This is a genomic window from Microbacterium telephonicum, assembly GCF_003651225.1.
Lineage (GTDB): Bacteria > Actinomycetota > Actinomycetes > Actinomycetales > Microbacteriaceae > Microbacterium > Microbacterium telephonicum.
In genome coordinates this window covers 150636-168113 of record NZ_RCDB01000003.1, presented here as the reverse complement: position 1 = coordinate 168113, position 17478 = coordinate 150636, and the positions used below count along the sequence as shown (strand labels likewise).

Sequence of the window (17478 nt, the reverse complement as noted above, 5' to 3'; positions counted from 1 at the left end):
GGGCGGGCCGAGCTCCCGCCCACGGCATCCGCCTGTCCCCACCCGCCCCACCCAGGAAACGCCCGTGACCCGCTTCATCCTCCGTCGCCTCGCGCAGGTGATCCCGATGCTGCTGGTGCTCACCTTCGTGGTGTTCTTCCTCATCCAGCTCGCCCCCTACGACGTCGTCGACTCGATCACGACGCCGAACATGTCCGACGAGACCGTCGAGATCATGCGGCAGCGCTACGGCCTGGACCAGCCCGTCATCGTGCAGTACCTGTCGTGGCTCGGCAACGTGCTGCAGGGCGACCTCGGCTACTCGCTCACGAGCCGTCAGCCCATCACCGCAGAACTCGCCGCCCGCATCCCCAACACGATCATCCTCGTCGCCCCCGCCTACCTCGCCGCCCTCGTGCTCGCCGTCGCGCTGGGCCTGATCGCCGGCTCCCGTCGCGGCAAGCTCGCCGACCGCGTCATCGACTCACTCGCCGGCATCGGCATCGCGACGCCGTCGTTCTGGTTCGCGCTCCTGCTCATCTACGTCTTCGGCTACGCGCTGCGCTGGTTCCCGATCATCGGCATGCACTCGGTCGGCAAGGAGGGCGACCCCGTCGACTTCCTGCTGCATTTCGTGCTGCCGTTCACGGTGCTCGTCGTCGCCTTCTTCCCCGAGCTGGCCCGCTACGTTCGCTCGGCGACCATCACCCAGACCGCGCAGGACTACGTGCTCGTCCAGCGCGCCTACGGCGCCTCGCGCGGCCGCATCCTCGGCTTCCACGTGAGCCGCAACGTGCTGCTGCCGATCATCACCCAGCTGGGACTGGCCCTGCCGCTGCTGGTCACCGGCGCGATCGTCACCGAGTCGGTGTTCGCCTGGCCGGGCATCGGACCGTACTTCCTCTCGGCGACCAAGAGCCTCGACTACCCGGTGATCCTCGCGGTGCTCATGCTCTCGGCGGTGCTCGTGATCGTCGGCAACCTCATCGCCGACATCCTCTACGTCGTCGTCGATCCGCGCATCCGCATCGGGGGTGCCTCATGACCCTGTCCGACACCACCGGCCCCGTCGCCCTCGCGTCGGTGCGCCAGCACGGCCGGTCGCTGCGCTCGCTGCCGGCGATCGCGGCCGCCGTCTTCCTCGCGGTGCTCGCCGCGGTGAGCCTGCTCGCCCCGCTCCTGCCGCTGGATCCGACGACGACCGACCTCGCCGCCCGCTGGCAGCCGCCCAGCGCCGAGCACCTGTTCGGCACCGACGACCTCGGCCGCGACTACTTCGCGCGGGTCGTCTACGGCGGACGCATCTCGCTCACCGTCGGCGTGCTCGCGATGCTCGCCGCGACCGGCATCGGCGTGCTCGTCGGCCTCGTCGCCGGTTACGCCCGCGGTTGGCTCGACGAGACGCTCATGCGCCTCGTCGACTTCCTGTCGTCGATCCCGTGGATGGTGCTCGTCATCGTGGCCTCGGTGTTCCTGCGGCCGGGACTGTGGACGATCATCCTCGTCATCGGCCTGTTCGCGTGGATGCCGACCGCGCGGCTCGTGCGCGCCGAGACGCTGTCGCTGCGCGAACGCACCTACGTCGGGTACGCCCGCTTCCTCGGTGAGAAGCCGCGTCGGGTGGTCTGGCGGCACGTGATGCCCGATGCTGCGCCCACCATCATCGTGGCCGCCGCCGCGACGATCTCCTCGGCGATGCTCACCGAATCCGCCCTCAGCTTCCTCGGCCTCGGCATCCAGCCGCCGATGGCCTCGTGGGGGTCGCTCCTGGAGAGCGCGCAGGGCGCGCTCGCCCGCAACCCGTGGCTCGCGCTGATCCCGGGTCTGCTGATCATGCTCACCGTGCTGTCGTTCAACGTGCTCGGCGACGCCCTGCGACGCGCGATCGTGGAGAGGGACGACGCATGAGCGCGCTGCTGAGCATCACCGACCTGACCGTCGACCTTCCCGCCCGCCGGGGCTCCTCGGGCGGCACATTCCGCGTACTCGACTCGCAGTCCCTCGACGTCGAGCGCGGCGCCATCCTCGGCATCGTCGGGGAATCGGGGTCGGGCAAGACGATGCTGCTGCGCGCGGTCATGGACATCCTCCCGGACGGTGCCACGCGGACGTGGACGGCGACCTTCGACGGCGCCCCGATCGACGCGAAGCGTCGGATGCCGGTCGCGATGGTCTTCCAGGACCCGATGACCTCGTTCGACCCGCTCGCGCGGATCGGCACCCACCTGGTCGAGGTCGCCCGGCGGCACCGCAAAGTGTCGCGGGCCGAGGCGAAGCGGCAGGCGATCGACGCGCTCGCCGCCGTGCGTGTGCCCGACCCGCAGCGCGTGTTCGGCCGCTATCCGCACGAGCTGTCGGGGGGCCTGCGCCAGCGCGCGATGATCGCGATGAGCCTGCTCGCCGACCCGCGGCTGCTGCTGGCCGATGAGCCGACGACCGCCCTCGACGCGACGGTGCAGGCCGAGATCCTCGCCCTGCTGCGTCAACTGCAGCGCGAACGCGACCTGACGATCGTCATCGTCACCCACGATCTCGGTGTCGTGGCGGCGCTGTGCGACGACGTCGCCGTCATGAAGGACGGCGCCATCGTGGAGCGCGGGACGGTGGAGACCGTGTTCGAGGCGCCGCAGCATCCGTACACGCGGTCGCTGCTGGCGGCCGCGCCCGATCGGGGGGAACTGTGAGCGACGTGCTCGTGTCCGTCTCGGGCGTCCGCAAGACGTACCCGGTGCGCAACGCCTGGGGGCGGGTCACCGGCTCGCTCGACGCCGTCGCCGGCGTCGACCTCGATGTGCACGCGGGGGAGACGCTCGGGGTCGTGGGGGAGTCCGGTTCGGGCAAGTCCACACTCGGTCGCCTCATCCTGCAGGTCGAGAAGCCGACGTCGGGCACCGTGACCGTCGCCGCCGCCGGTGCGGTCGACGCGCCCGGCGCGCTCGCACGGTCGGTGCAGGTGATCTACCAGGACCCGTTCTCGTCGCTGAATCCGCACCGCACCGCGCTGCAGAACGTGCTCGAGCCGCTGCAGGTCACTGCGGACCTCTCCGCCGATGCCGCGGCCGACCGTGCGCGGGAGTCGCTGGCCGCCGTCGGCATCGAGGGCGACGCGGTGCACAAGCGGCCCCGCGCGTTCAGCGGCGGGCAGCGCCAGCGCATCGCGATCGCCCGCGCCATCGCGCCGCGGCCGCGCTTCATCGTGTGCGACGAGCCGGTCTCGGCCCTCGACATGCAGGTGCAGGCGCAGGTGACGACTCTGCTGCAGGAGCTGCAGCGCGAGTTCGGCCTGACGTACCTGTTCATCTCGCACGACCTGGCGGTCGTCCGCGAGATCGCGACGCGCACCGCGGTCATGCGGCGCGGGCGCATCGTCGAGCTGGCGCCGACGGCGGCCCTGTTCGCCGAGCCCCGGCATCCGTACACGCAGCGCCTGCTGGAAGCGGTGCTCGTGCCCGACCCGGCGCGGGCCCGCGAGCGCCTCGCGCAGATCGCGACCCGCCCCGCCGAAGCGACGGACGTCCCGGAGGACGCCCCGCTGACCGAGGTCGCTTCCGGCCACTACGTCGCCCGCTGAGCTCCTTGAGCCCCCGAGAAAGTCCGCGCTCAGCCCTCGGCGTGCAGCGCGCGGCGCTCGCCGGCGGGGATCGCGAACGCGAAGCGGTTCTGCGCGGGCGGCAGCGGGCACACGTACTGGTCGCTGAAGGCGCACGGCGGCAGGTAGGCGCGCGCGAAGTCGACGGTGACCGCGCCGTCCGCACCCGGCAGATCGATCGGCAGGAACCGGAACCGGTACGCGCCGTCCTGCGCCGTCGCATCGGCGATCACGGCCTCGAACCCGGTGTCGTCGCCGGAGACCGACAGCTCCACGGGCGTGCCCCCGATCTCGAAGGCGACCGTGCCGGTCGCCGCGACGGCGCGCTCGTGCCCGTCGACGCTGCGGACCGTGATCTGCTCGCCGTCGGATGCCGGCACGAAGCGCCCGGCGAACCGCCACGCGCCCTCGCTCTCGGGAAACGTCTCGATCCCGGTGAGCGAGAGCCGCCCGGGCGCCTCGGGGTCGTAGACGCGCAGCGCGAACGCGCCGTCGCGGAAGAACGCGCGCAGCAGCAGCCGGCCCTCGTGCACCGTCTCGAACGGGGCCAGCGCGACGTCGCCGCGCTCGGGAAGCCCCGTCCCGCGCACCTCGCCGGCGTCCGCCGACCACCGGCCGGGAGCACCCTCGAACGCGCGCGGCGTCTGGTCGAGCCAGTGCGTGTGGCGCAGCGACGCAATGCCGTGCGGGGCCGACACCGCCTCCCAGCGTGCGGCGACGGCGGTCTTCTCGGGCGCGGTGGAGCTCATGCCTTCACGCTACCGGCCCGCGATCTAGGCTGGACGCGTGACCAAGAACACCGTCTGGACCGTCCTGGGAGTGATCCTCGCCGTCGTCATCGCCTGGTGGCTCGTGAACGTGCTGTTCGGGCTGCTCGCCTTCGTCTTCAAACTGCTCGTCGTCGCGGTCGTCGCCGTCATCGTGTTCTTCGTCATCCGGATGCTGGTCGGACGAGCCGGATCCGACTGATAAACTCTTCCGTTGGAAGTGTGTCCGAGCGGCCTAAGGAGCATGGCTGGAATCCATGTAGGCGGGGTAACTCGCCTCGCAGGTTCAAATCCTGTCACTTCCGCCACCTGAAGAGCGTCGCCCCCGAGCCGGGGCGGCGCTCTTCGCTTTCCGGGGCGCGACGCGGCGCGACCCGTCGTCAGCCTCGTGTCAGCCCGCAGCGAAGGCGGATCCCGGGCGCACGACGAGTGAGCGGGGGAGCAGGAGCGCGCGGGCGCGCACGCCGCCGTCGGCGGCGGCGAGCATCGCGGCACGAACCGCGACCGCATCCGCGAAGGCATCCGGGCCGTCCGCCGACGCACCCGACGCACCCGCCGCACCCGTCGCCGCGGCATAGCTCGCCCGTTCGATCACCGCCACGAGACGCCGCATCGCCGCCGCATCCGCCGACCCCTCGGCGACGAGCCGGGCGCCGAACGCCCTCGGCGACTCGGATGCCGGCACGTGCATGCCGAGGTCGATCGCCGCGTCCTGCAGGTAACGCCACGCCGAGGGTGCGTCACCTCGCGCCCGCAGCCAGCGGCGTCGTACGGCGCCCGCCAGCAGCGGCAGCATCGCGACCAGCAGCACCGTGCCCAGCGCGACGAAGTACGGGCCGAAGTCCACGGTCGCGGCCGACTCGCCGAGCGGACCCGCCTCGTCGTCGATCGGGCGGTCGGGCGCCGTCGAGGGCGCGGGCGACGCGGAAGTGGGCGCGGTGGACGGCGTCGGCCCGTCGGCGACGTCGGTGCCGCCGTCGTCGGGCACCGGCTCGGTCTCGGCGGGGAAGTCGGTCGCCACGCCCAGGCTCTTCGTCGGCTCGAACGGCACCCAGCCGATGCCGGTGAAGTACACCTCGGGCCACGCGTGCAGCTGGCTCGTCGTCACCTCGCCCACCCGCTCGTCGTCGACCCGCTCGCCCGTGTAGCTGCCGGGGAGGAAGCCGATCGCGATGCGGGAGGGCATGTCGAGCGCTCGGGCCATGAGGGCGAACGCGCCGGCGAAGTGCACGCAGTACCCCGACTTGACCTCCAGGAAGTCGGCGACGGCGTCCGACCCGGTGCCGTCGAAGCCCTCCGCGACGGGCGCGTTGAGCGAGTAGGAGAACTCCGGGCCGCGGAACCAGTCCTGCAGCGCGACGAGCTTGTCGTAGTCGGTGACGGCGCCGGCGGTCACCTCCTGCGCGGTGCGCACGATCGACAGGGGAGTGCCGGCGGGCAGTGCGTAGACGCCGACCCGCGACTCCGCCAGCCGTGCGTCGGCGGCCTGGATCTGCTCGAGCGTCGGCCGCGGCACATGCGTGACGATCTCGTACTCCTGGCCCTGCGTATTCGATTGCCCGGTGCGCACCGTGCGGCTGAACGGCACGGCGCGCCACTGGCCGTCGAGCCCGGTCACCGACACGGCCGGGAACGAGACCGGCAGGTAGACGGAGTTGAGCTGCTCGACCGTCACGTTCGTGCGGTACTCGGTGACGCGCACGCCCTCGGCCACCTCGACCGGACCGAACCCGCCCTCCTCGAGGGGGACCGAGCGCAGTCGGTCGGGCTGCCACACGGCGCCGTCGAAACCGGACAGCGTCGTCACGCGCAGGTAGGGGAGGGTCGGTGCGTCGGAGCGCACGCTCAGCACCGGCACGTCGCTGCGCTGGCGCAGGTCGTCGCCGAGCTCGAGGGTCGGGTCGATGCTGGCGGGCAGGCCCGCGCCCGCGGTCACCGTCGGCGGCGGCAGGGCCGAGCCCCCGACGAGCGCCGCGACGATCGCGACGACACCGATCGTGGCGGCGACGGCCGCGACGCCGGCCGAGCGCCGCTCCACCGCGGGCGCCTCGCGCGTGCGCGTCTCGGCACGGATGAGGAACAGCAGCGCCGCGGCCAGCAGGGCGAAGCCGATCGCGTTGACGGCCGACGGCACGGCGATGGCGGGGATCAGCCACACCGCGATGAGCGCCACGGCGCCCAGCAGCGGCATCCGCGCCGTCACCACGACGTGGTCGAGCGCGATCGTCAGCAGTCCCATCGCGGCGACGAGGACGAAGGTCACCGCCGACGTCGGCTCCAGCGGCGCCACCCCGACGAGGATCTCGTTCGAGGCCTGCTGCACCTGCAGCGTCGCCTCGTGCACGACGTCCCCGGTCGGGATCACCCAGAGCAGCGCGTCGTCGGTGAAGAAGAACAGCGTGGTGCCGAGCAGCCACAGGCCCGCCTGCACGGCCGTCGCGACCCCCGAGGCCAGCCCCGCCCGGCGGATGCCGTATCCGATGCCCAGTAGAACCGCGGCGCCGGTCGTCACCCCCAGCAGCCACGTTCCGGCCGCCACCACCGACAGCAGCGGCGCGACCGAGGCGACGATCGACAGCCACAGCGCGAGGGTCAGCACCCCGTCGCGGCGCGGCGCGGCGGCATCGCGCGCGAGGCGCGACCGGAGGCCGCGCCGGGATCGTCCCGGGCTCTCACGCGTCGACACGGCTCGCCCCCCGTTCGACGGCGGCGGCCCACGAGGCGGCGAGGTCGCCGTCCGGGTGCACGACCGCGGCGCGCCAGCCCGCCCGCGCAGCGCGCTCGAGCGCGTCGTGCTGCGGCGCCACCGCCAGCAGCACCGGCAGCGCGCTGTGCGCCGCCAACGGGGCGAGCACCTCGGCATCCGCCTCGTCGATGCGTCCGGTCACGAGCACGAGCGGTCCGGTCATCGTGGCCTGGAAGCGACGCACGAGCGGCTCGAGCGGCAGGTCCCGGCGTGCGACGGTCGTCGCCAGGTCGGCGGCGAGCACCTCGACGCCCGCGAGATCGTGTGCCTCGACGCGGTCGCCGAGCTCGGCGCCGTCGACGTCGAGAAGGTGCACCGTGAACCCCTCGTGCGCGAGGCGGGCGACGACCGAGATCGCCGCGCTCACCCCCTCCTCGAACCCGGGATCCTCGCCCGGCGCGCGGAAGGCCTCGGGCGACCACCGGTGGATGCCGCGGTCGAGCACGACGACGGCCTGCGGCGTCGTCTCCTGCTCCTCCTGACGCACCATGAGCTCATCGCGGTGCGCGCTCGCCCGCCAGTGGATGCGGCGCATCGAATCGCCCGGTACGTAGTGACGCGGCACGAGGTTGTCGGCGCCCTGGCCCAGCTGGTTCGTGGAGGTGTGCACACTGCCGCCCGCCTCGCCGGGCAGATCGCCGACTGCGCCGAGGTCGACGATCGCCGGCGCGACCGTCAACGACACCGGGCCGCCGACGACGTGGCGACGCCGGGCGAAGCCGAACGGATCGGTCGAGGTCACCGTCAGCGGCCCGACCGTGCGCACACCGCGCCGCTGGGCCTCGATCTCGTACTCGAGCGCGACCGCCTCCGACCGGGTGCCGGTCGCCGACGACAGCGCCGGGAACACGCCGCCGGCGTCGCCGTCGAGACCGGCGGGGAGCTGGTCGCGCCACGTCCCCTGTGCGGCCGGCAGCGCCGAGCGCACCGTCACGTCGAGCCGCACGCGCACCGTGCGGCCCACGGTGACGGAGTCGGGCAGGAAGGCGCGCGTCACCGACTCCGAACGACCGACCAGGTGCACGGTGAGCACGCTCGCCGCCACGACCGCCAGCAGCAGCACGCACACGTACAGCAGCTCCGGGATGGAGAACTCGTGGGCCAGGAAGAAGCACGCGACGGCGAGCAGCACCGCTCCCGTTCCCCGCACCGTCAGCGGCCAGCGAGACACGACGGCGCCGGCCTCAGCGGGTGGCGAGCGGCACGCGCACGGCGCCCGCGATCGACTGCAGCACCGACGCGATCGCCTCGGCGGAGGTGCGCCCGCGCGCTGCCGACGACCGGGCGGCGATGACGCGGTGCGCGAAGACGGGTTCGAGCAGCGTCGCGACGTCGTCGGGGATGACGAATTCGCGGCCGTCGAGGGCGGCCCACACCTTCGCGGCGCGCACCAGCTGCAGCGTCGCGCGCGGGCTCGCCCCCAGTCGCAGGTCGGGGTGCGAACGGGTCGCGCGCGAGAGGCCCACGGCGTACTCCTCGACGGCGGGGGAGACGTGCACGCTCCGCGCCCACCCGATCAGCTCCCGCACGCGGACGGCGTCGATCACCGGTGTGATCGCGTCGAGCGGGTTGACCGCGTCGCGCTGGCGGAGCATGAGCGCTTCGGCCGCGGCATCCGGATACCCCATCGAGATGCGCATCATGAAGCGGTCGCGCTGCGCCTCGGGCAGGGAGTACGTGCCCTCCATCTCGAGCGGGTTCTGGGTCGCGACCACGAGGAACGGGTCGGGGAGGGCGTGGGAGACGCCGTCGACGGTGACCTGGCGCTCCTCCATCGCCTCCAGCAGCGCCGACTGGGTCTTCGGCGATGAGCGGTTGATCTCGTCGGCGATCACCAGGTGGGCGAAGATCGCACCCGGCTTGAACTCGAAGAAGCGGTCGACCGGATTGAAGACGCTCACGCCGGTGACGTCACCGGGGAGCAGATCGGGGGTGAACTGGATGCGGCGCACCGTCGCGTCGACCGATCCCGCCAGCGCCCGGGCGAGCATCGTCTTGCCGACGCCGGGCACGTCCTCGATGAGCAGATGCCCCTCGGCGAGCAGGCACACCAGGGCGGCGCGGACGGCGGCGGGCTTGCCGTCGATGACGCGCGAGACCGACGAGACGATGGCCTCGGTCTCCTCGGCGAACACTTCGGCGGTGACGGGAGAAGACCCCGCGGCGGACTGCGTCATGCGACCCCCTCGTACGCGTCGGATGCGCGTGAATCGATGCTAACCCGCCGTCCGTACCGTGTCGCTGAGCATCTCCTGGCGGATCTCGCGCCCGGATCGATCGGCTAGACTGGGGTCAGCTCTCCGCGAGGCGGCACCCAGGCCAACTCCCCCAGGACGGAAACGTAGCAAGGGTAACCAGGCTCTGCCGGGTTCGCGGAGAGTCTTTTCTTTTCCCCGCCGACCGACGCCTCACCCTCCGCATCCGCATTCGCCTGGATGGAGCCGGTGCCGGGGGTGCGGCAGGTTTTCTCCCGGTCGCTCCCTGGTCGCCCACAGCGTGCCGACCCTAGGCTGAGCGGGTGGCTCAGAGCATCTACATCACGTCCGTGGAAGGCCTCTCGGGGAAGTCGACGATCGTGCTGGGGGTGCTGGACGCCCTCGGTCGCACGACGCCGCGGGTCGGCGTCTTCCGTGCGATCGCGCGGTCCACGTCGGAGCGCGACTACGTGCTCGAGATGCTGCTGGACCACGTCGGCGTCGACCTCGACTACGACGAGTGCATCGGCGTCACCTACGACGAGGTGCGACGCGACGCGGATGCCGCCCTGTCGAAGATCGTCGAGCGCTTCAAGGCCGTCGAGGCCAAGTGCGACGCGGTCGTCATCGTCGGCAGCGACTTCACCGACGTCGGCTCGACCTCGGAGCTCGGCTACAACGCGCGCATCGCCGCGAACCTCGGCGCCCCCGTGCTGCTCGTGGTCAACGGTCGGGCAGGACAGGGTGAGCGTCTCGGGATGAGCGTCGCGCGCACGCCCGAGCAGCTCGGCCAGCTGACGGCGCTGGCCCTTCCGGAGCTCGCGCACAACAAGGCGGAGCTGTTCGCGGTGATCACCAACCGCGCCGACCCGACGCGCCTCGACGAGATCACCGCCACGATCCGCTCGGTCGTGCAGGACGTCCCCGCCGCCGACGGCCACCGCGAGGCCGCGGTCGGGGTGTGGGCGCTGCCCGAAGACCTGTTCCTCGTCGCCCCGTCGGTGCGCGACATCATGCTGAACCTCGACGGGCGGCTGCTGCGCGGCGACGACGAGCTGCTCGACCGTGAGGTCGTCGACGTCGTGATCGCCGGCATGTCGCTGAACAACGTGCTGCCGCGCCTGAGCGACAGCGCGATCGTCATCGTCCCGGCCGACCGCACCGAGGTGCTGCTGGGGATCCTCCTGGCCCACTCCGCCGGCACCTTCCCGTCGATCGCCGCGATTGTGCTCAACGGCCCGTTCGACCTGCCGGATGCCGTGCAGCAACTCATGGCGGGCCTCGAGTCGACGCTGCCCATCGTGCGCACCGACCTCGACACCTACGACACCGCCGTGCGGGTCATGAGCACGAACGGACGGCTCGCCGCCGGGTCGCAGCGCCGCTTCGACACCGCCATCGCCCTGTTCGAGCAGAACGTCGACACCGCCGAACTCACCGCCTCGCTGGGCCTCGCCCGCTCCAGCGTCGTCACCCCGCTCATGTTCGAGTACCGCCTGCTCGAGCGCGCGCGCACGCACCGCAAGCGCATCGTGCTGCCCGAAGGGGGCGATGACCGTGTGCTGCGCGCCGCGGCCACCGTGCTCGCCCGCGGCATCGCCGACCTCGTCATCCTCGGCGACGAGGCGAGCGTGCGGGGTCGGGCCACCGAACTGGGCCTCGACATCTCCGCGGCGACCGTGCTGAGCCCGCACGACCCCGACCACGTGCACCGCTTCGCCACCGAGTACGCCGAACTGCGCAAGCACAAGGGCATCACCTACGAGCGCGCCGCCGACACCGTCACCGACGTGTCGTACTTCGGCACGATGATGGTGCACCTGGGCCTGGCCGATGGCATGGTCTCCGGTGCCGCCCACACGACGGCCCACACCATCCGCCCGGCGTTCGAGATCATCAAGACCCGTCCCGGCGTCTCGGTCGTCTCCAGCGTCTTCCTCATGGCGCTCGCCGACCGCGTGCTCGTCTACGGAGACTGCGCCGTCATCCCCGACCCGCGCGCCGAGCAGCTCGCCGACATCGCCGTCAGCTCCGCCGAGACGGCCCACCAGTTCGGCATCGACCCGCGCGTGGCGATGCTGTCGTACTCGACCGGCGAGTCCGGGTCGGGGGAGGACGTCGACAAGGTGCGCGCCGCGACCACCCTGGTGCGCGAGCGTGCGCCCGAGCTGCTCGTCGAGGGCCCGATCCAGTACGACGCCGCCGCCGACGCCGCCGTGGCGGCGACCAAGATGCCGGATTCGCAGGTGGCCGGACGGGCGACCGTGTTCGTCTTCCCCGACCTGAACACCGGCAACAACACGTACAAGGCCGTGCAGCGCTCGGCCGGAGCCGTGGCGATGGGGCCCGTGCTACAGGGTCTGAACAAGCCCATCAACGACCTGTCGCGCGGCGCCCTCGTCGACGACATCGTCAACACCATCGCCATCACCGCCATCCAGGCGCAGAACCAGGGAGCGTCCGCATGACCGTCGTCCTCGTCATCAACAGCGGCTCGTCGTCGTTCAAGTACCAGCTGATCGACGTCGAGACCCAGATGCCGCTGGCGTCGGGTCTGGTCGAGCGCATCGGCGAGAGCGTCGGGGCGGCGACTCACAAGAACGTCGAGGGCGACACGAAGAGCGAGGCGGAGCTGCCGATCCCCGACCACGCCGCCGGCTTCGCGGTCATGCTGCGCGCGTTCGAGGAGCACGGCCCCTCGCTCACCGAGAACCCGCCGACCGCGATCGGACACCGCGTCGTGCAGGGCGGGGCGCGATTCTTCCACCCGACGCTCATCAACGACCTCGTCGAGATCAACATCGACGAGCTGTCGGTGCTCGCGCCGTTGCACAACCCCGGCGCCGTGCAGGGCATCCGCGCGGCGCGGGCGGCGTTCCCCGAGCTGGCACACGTCGCGGTGTTCGACACCGCGTTCCACCAGACGCTGCCGCCCGCGGCCTACACCTACGCGATCGACCGCGACCTCGCCCGCAAGCACCGCATCCGCCGGTACGGGTTCCACGGCACGAGCCACAAGTTCGTCAGCGAGGCCGCCGCCGAGTACGTCGGCAAGCCGCTGCGCGAGCTCAAGCAGATCGTCCTGCACCTCGGCAACGGCGCGTCGGTGACCGCCGTGGACGGCGGACTGTCGGTCGAGACCTCGATGGGGCTCACCCCGCTCGAGGGCCTCGTCATGGGCACCCGCTCCGGCGACATCGATCCGTCGGTGCTGCTCGTGCTCGCCCGCCGCGAGGAGATGTCGCCCGGCGACCTGGACAGGTTCCTCAACAAGCGCTCGGGCGTCTACGGCCTGGCCGGCGTCTCCGACATGCGCGACATCGAAGACCGCCGCGAGGCCGGCGACGGGGCGGCGATGCTCGCCTTCGACGTCTACATCCACCGCCTGCGCGCCTACCTCGGGTCCTACATCGCCCAGCTCGGCGGCGTCGACGTCATCTCCTTCACCGCCGGCGTCGGCGAGAACTCGCCGCTCGTGCGCGCCGCGGCCCTCGAGACCCTCGGCTTCCTCGGGGTGCACGTGGACGCGGTCCGCAACGAGGAGCGCCGCCGCGACACCCGGGTCATCTCGACCGACGACTCCGCCGTGACCGTGCTCGTCGTCCCCACCAACGAAGAGCTCGAGATCGCCCGGCAGACCCTGTCGGTCGCGACCGCCGGCTGAGCGCCCCGCCTCGTCGCCGACGCTTCACCCGCTCGTAACAGCATCCGACTACGCTGGCCCAGTGGCGAACGATCTCCCCGACCTGACCGCTTACGACGCGGTGCTGTTCGATCTCGACGGCGTGCTGACCCCGACCGCCGAAGTGCACATGCACGCCTGGGCGAGCATGTTCACCGAGCTGTTCACGGCGTGGGGGATCGAGCCGCCCTACACCGAGGACGACTACTTCGTGCACCTCGACGGCAAGAAGCGCTACGACGGCGTCGCGAGCCTGCTGCGCTCGCGCGACGTCGAGGTGCCCTGGGGTGAGCCCGCCGACCCGCCGTCCGCCGACACCGTGTGCGGCATCGGCAACCGCAAGAACGAGGTGTTCTCCCGCGTCCTGCGCGAGGACGGCATCGCCCCGTATCCGGGCTCGCTCGCCCTCGTCGAGCGCCTGCAGGCGGCCGGTGTCCCGATCGCGGTCGTGTCGAGCTCGAAGAACGCCGAAGAGGTGCTGCGCGTCGCCGGCATCCGGGACCGCTTCCCGGTCGTGATGGACGGGGTCGTCGCCGAACGCGAGAACCTGCCGTCCAAGCCCGATCCCGCCGTGTTCGCCGAGGGGGCGCGGATGCTGGGGGTCGACCCCGCCCGCAGCGTCGCCGTCGAGGACGCCCACTCCGGCGTGCAGTCCGCCGCGGCGGCCGGCTACGCCCTCGTCGTTGGCGTCGACCGCGGCGCCGGCGCCGAGGCGCTGCGCGCCTGCGGCGCCCACGTCGTCGTCGACGACCTCGCCGAATTCCTCGCCTGACTTCTCCGCGATCTCCCCGAAAGGACCGCATGATCGACCGCGATCGTTTCCCCGTCGACCCCTGGCGTCTCGTCGAGAACCACACCTCACTCGAGGACACCGGCGTGACCGAGACGCTGTTCTCGCTCGGGAACGGCTACCTGGGGCTGCGCGGCAACCACCCGGAAGGGCGCCAGGCGCACGAGCACGGCACGTTCGTCAACGGCTTCCACGAGGTGTTCCCGATCCGCCACGCCGAGCAGGCGTTCGGCTTCGCCGAGACGGGGCAGACGATCATCAACGCGCCCGACGCGAAGGTGATGCGCGTGTACGTCGACGACGAGCCGCTCGCCCTCGACGTCGACGACGTGCGCGAGTACGAGCGCGCCCTCGACTTCCGCACCGGTGTGCTCACCCGCCACGTGCGCTGGATGACGCCCAGCGGCAAGGACGTCGTCATCGACGTGGACCGCATGGTCTCGTTCGAGGAGAAGCACCTCGCCGTCATGCGCCTGACCGTCACGGTGCTCAACTCCGACGCTCCCGTCACCGTCAACTGCCAGGTCATCAACCGGCAGGACGGCGAGGACGTCTACGGCGGCGCCTACGCGAAGAAGGCCGCCGGCGGCGGCTTCGACCCGCGTAAGTCCGACAAGATGCACGACCGCGTGCTGCAGCCGCAGGAGTACTGGCAGGACGGCGGTCGCGCAGCCCTGTCGTACCGGGTGACGGCATCCGGCATGACGATCGCGGTCGTCGCCGACCACCTCGTCGAGACCGACAACGAGTACTCGGCGCGCTCGCTCGTCGAACCCGACATCGCGAAGAACGTGTTCCGGGTGCAGGCCAAGCAGGGCGTGCCGGTGACCATCACGAAGCTGGTCAGCTACCACACGTCCCGGGGCGTGCCCGCCCGGGAGCTCGTCGACCGCGGTCGGCGCACGCTCGACCGGGTGCGCGCCGAGGGCGTGCAGCGCCAGTACGACCGCCAGGCGGCCTGGTGCACGGCGTTCTGGGAGCGCTCCGACGTCGAGATCGAGGGTCACGACGACCTGCAGCAGGCCACGCGCTGGTGCCTGTGGCAGCTCGCCCAGGCCGCCGCCCGCGCCGACGGGCAGGGCGTGCCGGCCAAGGGCGTGTCGGGGTCGGGGTACTCGGGCCACTACTTCTGGGACACCGAGATCTACGTGCTCCCGTTCCTCACCTACACGACGCCGCTGTGGGCCCGCAACGCGCTGCGGATGCGGTACCTCATGCTCCCCGCCGCGCGGCGCCGTGCCGGCCAGCTCAACGAGGCCGGGGCCCTCTTCCCGTGGCGCACGATCAACGGCGAGGAGGCGTCGGCGTATTACGCCGCCGGCACCGCGCAGTACCACATCAACGCCGACGTCAGCTTCGCCCTCGCCAAGTACGTGCGGGCCACGGGCGACGACGAGTTCCTCCGCCGCGAGGCGGTCGACATCGCCGTGGAGACGGCGCGCCTGTGGGCGACGCTCGGGTTCTGGCGCTTCACCGAGCACGGCGACCCCGAGGTCTTCCACATCCACGGCGTGACGGGCCCCGACGAGTACACGACGGTCGTCAACGACAACCTGTTCACGAACGTGATGGCGCGCTTCAACCTGCGCTTCGCGGCGCGGGTCGTGCGCGAGATGGCCCAGCAGGACGGGCCCGACTACGCGCAGATGGTCGACCGGCTCTCCCTCGACCCGGCCGAGGCCGACGCGTGGGAGGCGGCCGCCGAGGCGATGCACATCCCCTTCAGCGCGGGGCTCGGCATCCACCCGCAGGACGCCGTGTTCCTCGAGCGGGAGGTCTGGGACCTCGACAACACCCCGAGCGCGCAGCGGCCGCTGCTGCTGCACTTCCACCCGCTCGTCATCTACCGGTACCAGGTGCTCAAGCAGGCCGACGTCGTGCTCGCCCTCTTCCTGCAGGGCAACCACTTCACCGCCGAGGAGAAGCTCGCCGACTTCGACTACTACGACCCGCTGACGACCGGCGACTCGACGCTGTCGGCGGTCGTGCAGTCGATCCTCGCGGCCGAGGTCGGCTACCAGGACCTCGCCCTGGAGTACTTCCGGGAGTCGATCTTCGTCGACCTCGGCGACCTGCACAACAACGCGTCCGACGGCGTGCACGTCGCCTCCGCCGGTGGCGTGTGGACGGCGCTCGTCTCCGGCTTCGGCGGCATGCGCGACCACGTCGGCGACCTGAGCTTCGACCCGCGGCTCCCCGCCGACTGGCCGTCGCTCTCGTACACGCTGCACTGGCAGGGCACGCCGCTGAAGGTGCGCATCACCGCCGACGAGCTGCGGATCACCGCGGGCGAGGGCGACCCCGTGCCGTTCTCGGTGCGCGGTGACGGCTACACCGTCGCGGCGGGGGAGACGGTCGCCGTCGCACTCCGCGGGCAGGGCCCGCTGCGCGCCGGACGCCCCACGATCGGGGACATCGGCGAGCAGCTGCGCGAGGACGGCACCGTGCTGTCGGCGTCGGTGCCCGTCACGACGGCGACGACGTCGATCCCGATCATCACCGGCGCGGTGCCCGTCGCCGGGCATCCCGCCGACGGCGCGAACCTGGGCGTTGACAGCTGAGCCGGGGCGTCGACATCTGAGTCAGACGGCGACCGGTGCGCGTTCGGCGAGGATCGCGCGCACCGCGTCGCGTCCGGCGCGGTTGGCGCCGACCGTCGACTGCGACGGGCCGTAGCCGATGAGGAACAGGCGCGGCTCGTCGAGGGCGCGACCTGCCGCGACTCGGATGCCGCCCGCGGCGGTGCGCAGCCCCAACGGCGCGAGGTGCCCGATGTCGGCGCGGAACCCGGTGGCCCACAGGATGACGTCGGCGCGCTCGAGCGTGCCGTCCGGCATCCGCACGCCGTCCGGCTCGATGCGCGTGAACATCGGATGCCGCACGAGCACGCCGCGCTGCTGCGCGGCGCGTGCCCACGGCGTCCAGTGCTGGCCGGTGACGGAGATGACGCTGCCGGGTGGGAGCCCGAGGCGCACGCGCTCTTCGACGCCGGCGATCGCCGCGATGCGCGCGGCGGTGTCGAACTCGGCGGCGTCCCACCGCACCTCCCGGCGCGTGACCCAGAACGTCTCGGCGACGTGCGAGATCTCCTCGAGCAGCTGCACCGCCGACACTCCCGCCCCGACGATCACGACGCGCCGGCCGGCGAACTCCTCGGCCGACACGTAGTCGTGCACGTGCAGCTGGCGCCCACGGAACCCTGCCGCCCCGGCGACCGCCGGCCAGAACGGGCGACGCCAGGTTCCCGTCGCGTTGACGACGTACCGCGCCGCCCAGTCGCCGGCATCCGTCGCCACGAGCAGCCGGCCCCGCGGGTCGTCGTCGGCGCGGGTCACCGCGCGGACGCGCACGGGACGCCGCACGCGCAGGTCGAAGCGCTCCTCGTAGGCGGCGAAGTACGCGGGCAGCACGGCGCGCGCCTCGGCGGCGGGATCCGCGGCCGGCACCGGGAATCCGGGCAGCTCGTGGATGCCGTTCACCGTCGCCATGTGCAGCGACGCCCAGCGGTGCTGCCAGGCGCCGCCGGGAGCCGCGTCGGCGTCGAGCGCGATGAACGACGAGCCTGCGGCGGAGTCCGGCGCGAAGCCGCGACGGCGCAGATGGTAGGCGGCCGACAGGCCCGCCTGGCCCGCGCCGATCACGGCGACGTCGACGGGGGTGGCTGCCACGACAGGATGCAACCGCCGACCCCGGTGCGCTGTTCCCACCGGGGCGTCGACGGCGCGCCGCG

Annotated in this window: 14 protein-coding genes, 1 tRNA gene and 1 other RNA gene; 11 read left to right on the top strand and 5 right to left on the bottom strand. The window is 72.1% G+C overall.

Annotated elements, in window-relative coordinates; all coding sequences use genetic code 11:
- Nucleotides 1-64 precede the first annotated feature (64 nt).
- Genes C7474_RS10340 through C7474_RS10325 form a run of 4 tightly spaced genes read left to right on the top strand, consistent with a single transcriptional unit; the run spans nt 65 to nt 3550 of the window.
- Complete coding sequence (locus C7474_RS10340; RefSeq protein WP_121059725.1) at nt 65-1024, top strand: ABC transporter permease; 960 nt, start codon at nt 65-67, stop codon at nt 1022-1024.
- Complete coding sequence (locus C7474_RS10335) at nt 1021-1887, top strand: ABC transporter permease (protein ID WP_121059723.1); 867 nt, start codon at nt 1021-1023, stop codon at nt 1885-1887. The genes C7474_RS10340 and C7474_RS10335 overlap by 4 nt, the downstream gene beginning before the upstream one ends.
- The gene (locus C7474_RS10330; RefSeq protein WP_121059721.1) at nt 1884-2663 is read left to right on the top strand and encodes an ABC transporter ATP-binding protein; all 780 of its coding nucleotides are present in this window, start codon (nt 1884-1886) and stop codon (nt 2661-2663) included. The genes C7474_RS10335 and C7474_RS10330 overlap by 4 nt, the downstream gene beginning before the upstream one ends.
- Complete coding sequence (locus C7474_RS10325) at nt 2660-3550, top strand: ATP-binding cassette domain-containing protein (protein ID WP_121059719.1); 891 nt, start codon at nt 2660-2662, stop codon at nt 3548-3550. The genes C7474_RS10330 and C7474_RS10325 overlap by 4 nt, the downstream gene beginning before the upstream one ends.
- Before the next feature lie 29 nt (nt 3551-3579).
- Here C7474_RS10325 and C7474_RS10320 read toward each other — a convergent pair whose 3' ends face one another.
- Nucleotides 3580-4317, bottom strand: a complete 738-nt coding sequence (locus tag C7474_RS10320; protein WP_121059717.1) for a DUF1684 domain-containing protein — start codon at nt 4315-4317, stop codon at nt 3580-3582.
- A 37-nt stretch (nt 4318-4354) separates the two neighbouring features.
- On the opposite strand from C7474_RS10320, the gene C7474_RS10315 reads away from it, so the two are divergent.
- Both C7474_RS10315 and C7474_RS10310 read left to right on the top strand, forming a co-directional pair.
- On the top strand, nt 4355-4537 hold the full coding sequence (locus C7474_RS10315; protein ID WP_121059715.1) for a hypothetical protein: 183 nt from the start codon (nt 4355-4357) through the stop codon (nt 4535-4537).
- 14 nt (nt 4538-4551) lie between these two features.
- A tRNA-Ser gene (locus C7474_RS10310) sits at nt 4552-4643 on the top strand.
- A gap of 83 nt (nt 4644-4726) precedes the next feature.
- Here the strand turns inward: C7474_RS10310 and C7474_RS10305 are convergent.
- The 3 genes from C7474_RS10305 to C7474_RS10295 are packed head-to-tail and all read right to left on the bottom strand — an operon-like array spanning nt 4727 to nt 9258.
- Nucleotides 4727-7021: a transglutaminase TgpA family protein gene (locus C7474_RS10305; RefSeq protein ID WP_121059713.1), complete on the bottom strand. Its 2295-nt coding sequence runs from the start codon at nt 7019-7021 to the stop codon at nt 4727-4729.
- A complete protein-coding gene (locus C7474_RS10300) occupies nt 7008-8252 on the bottom strand; it encodes a DUF58 domain-containing protein (protein ID WP_121059711.1) in 1245 nt (414 codons plus the stop codon). The genes C7474_RS10305 and C7474_RS10300 overlap by 14 nt, the downstream gene beginning before the upstream one ends.
- A gap of 13 nt (nt 8253-8265) precedes the next feature.
- Complete coding sequence (locus tag C7474_RS10295; RefSeq protein WP_121059709.1) at nt 8266-9258, bottom strand: AAA family ATPase; 993 nt, start codon at nt 9256-9258, stop codon at nt 8266-8268.
- Nucleotides 9259-9372: 114 nt separating this feature from the next.
- Here C7474_RS10295 and ffs point away from each other — a divergent pair.
- The 5 genes from ffs to C7474_RS10270 all read left to right on the top strand — a co-directional run bounded on the left by ffs (nt 9373) and on the right by C7474_RS10270 (nt 16309).
- Nucleotides 9373-9469: signal recognition particle sRNA small type (gene ffs / locus C7474_RS10290), an RNA gene on the top strand.
- Nucleotides 9470-9599: 130 nt separating this feature from the next.
- Nucleotides 9600-11744 (top strand): phosphate acetyltransferase, encoded by a 2145-nt coding sequence (pta, locus tag C7474_RS10285; RefSeq protein WP_121059707.1) that lies wholly within the window; start codon nt 9600-9602, stop codon nt 11742-11744.
- Entirely contained in the window at nt 11741-12940 is a 1200-nt protein-coding gene (locus C7474_RS10280) for an acetate/propionate family kinase (protein WP_121059705.1), read from the top strand. The genes pta and C7474_RS10280 overlap by 4 nt, the downstream gene beginning before the upstream one ends.
- A gap of 61 nt (nt 12941-13001) precedes the next feature.
- A complete protein-coding gene (locus tag C7474_RS10275; protein ID WP_121059703.1) occupies nt 13002-13730 on the top strand; it encodes an HAD family hydrolase in 729 nt (242 codons plus the stop codon).
- Nucleotides 13731-13759: 29 nt separating this feature from the next.
- Nucleotides 13760-16309, top strand: a complete 2550-nt coding sequence (locus C7474_RS10270; protein ID WP_121059701.1) for a glycoside hydrolase family 65 protein — start codon at nt 13760-13762, stop codon at nt 16307-16309.
- A 21-nt stretch (nt 16310-16330) separates the two neighbouring features.
- Here C7474_RS10270 and C7474_RS10265 read toward each other — a convergent pair whose 3' ends face one another.
- A complete protein-coding gene (locus C7474_RS10265) occupies nt 16331-17416 on the bottom strand; it encodes an FAD-dependent oxidoreductase (protein ID WP_121059699.1) in 1086 nt (361 codons plus the stop codon).
- Nucleotides 17417-17478: the final 62 nt, after the last annotated feature.

Coding starts and splice junctions, on each gene's coding strand:
- C7474_RS10335 (WP_121059723.1), top strand. CDS start 1,021: ATGACCCTGTCCGACACCACCGGCCCCGTCGCCCTCGCGTCGGTGCGC.
- C7474_RS10330 (WP_121059721.1), top strand. CDS start 1,884: ATGAGCGCGCTGCTGAGCATCACCGACCTGACCGTCGACCTTCCCGCC.
- C7474_RS10320 (WP_121059717.1), bottom strand. CDS start 4,317: ATGAGCTCCACCGCGCCCGAGAAGACCGCCGTCGCCGCACGCTGGGAG.
- C7474_RS10295 (WP_121059709.1), bottom strand. CDS start 9,258: ATGACGCAGTCCGCCGCGGGGTCTTCTCCCGTCACCGCCGAAGTGTTC.
- C7474_RS10280 (WP_121059705.1), top strand. CDS start 11,741: ATGACCGTCGTCCTCGTCATCAACAGCGGCTCGTCGTCGTTCAAGTAC.
- C7474_RS10270 (WP_121059701.1), top strand. CDS start 13,760: ATGATCGACCGCGATCGTTTCCCCGTCGACCCCTGGCGTCTCGTCGAG.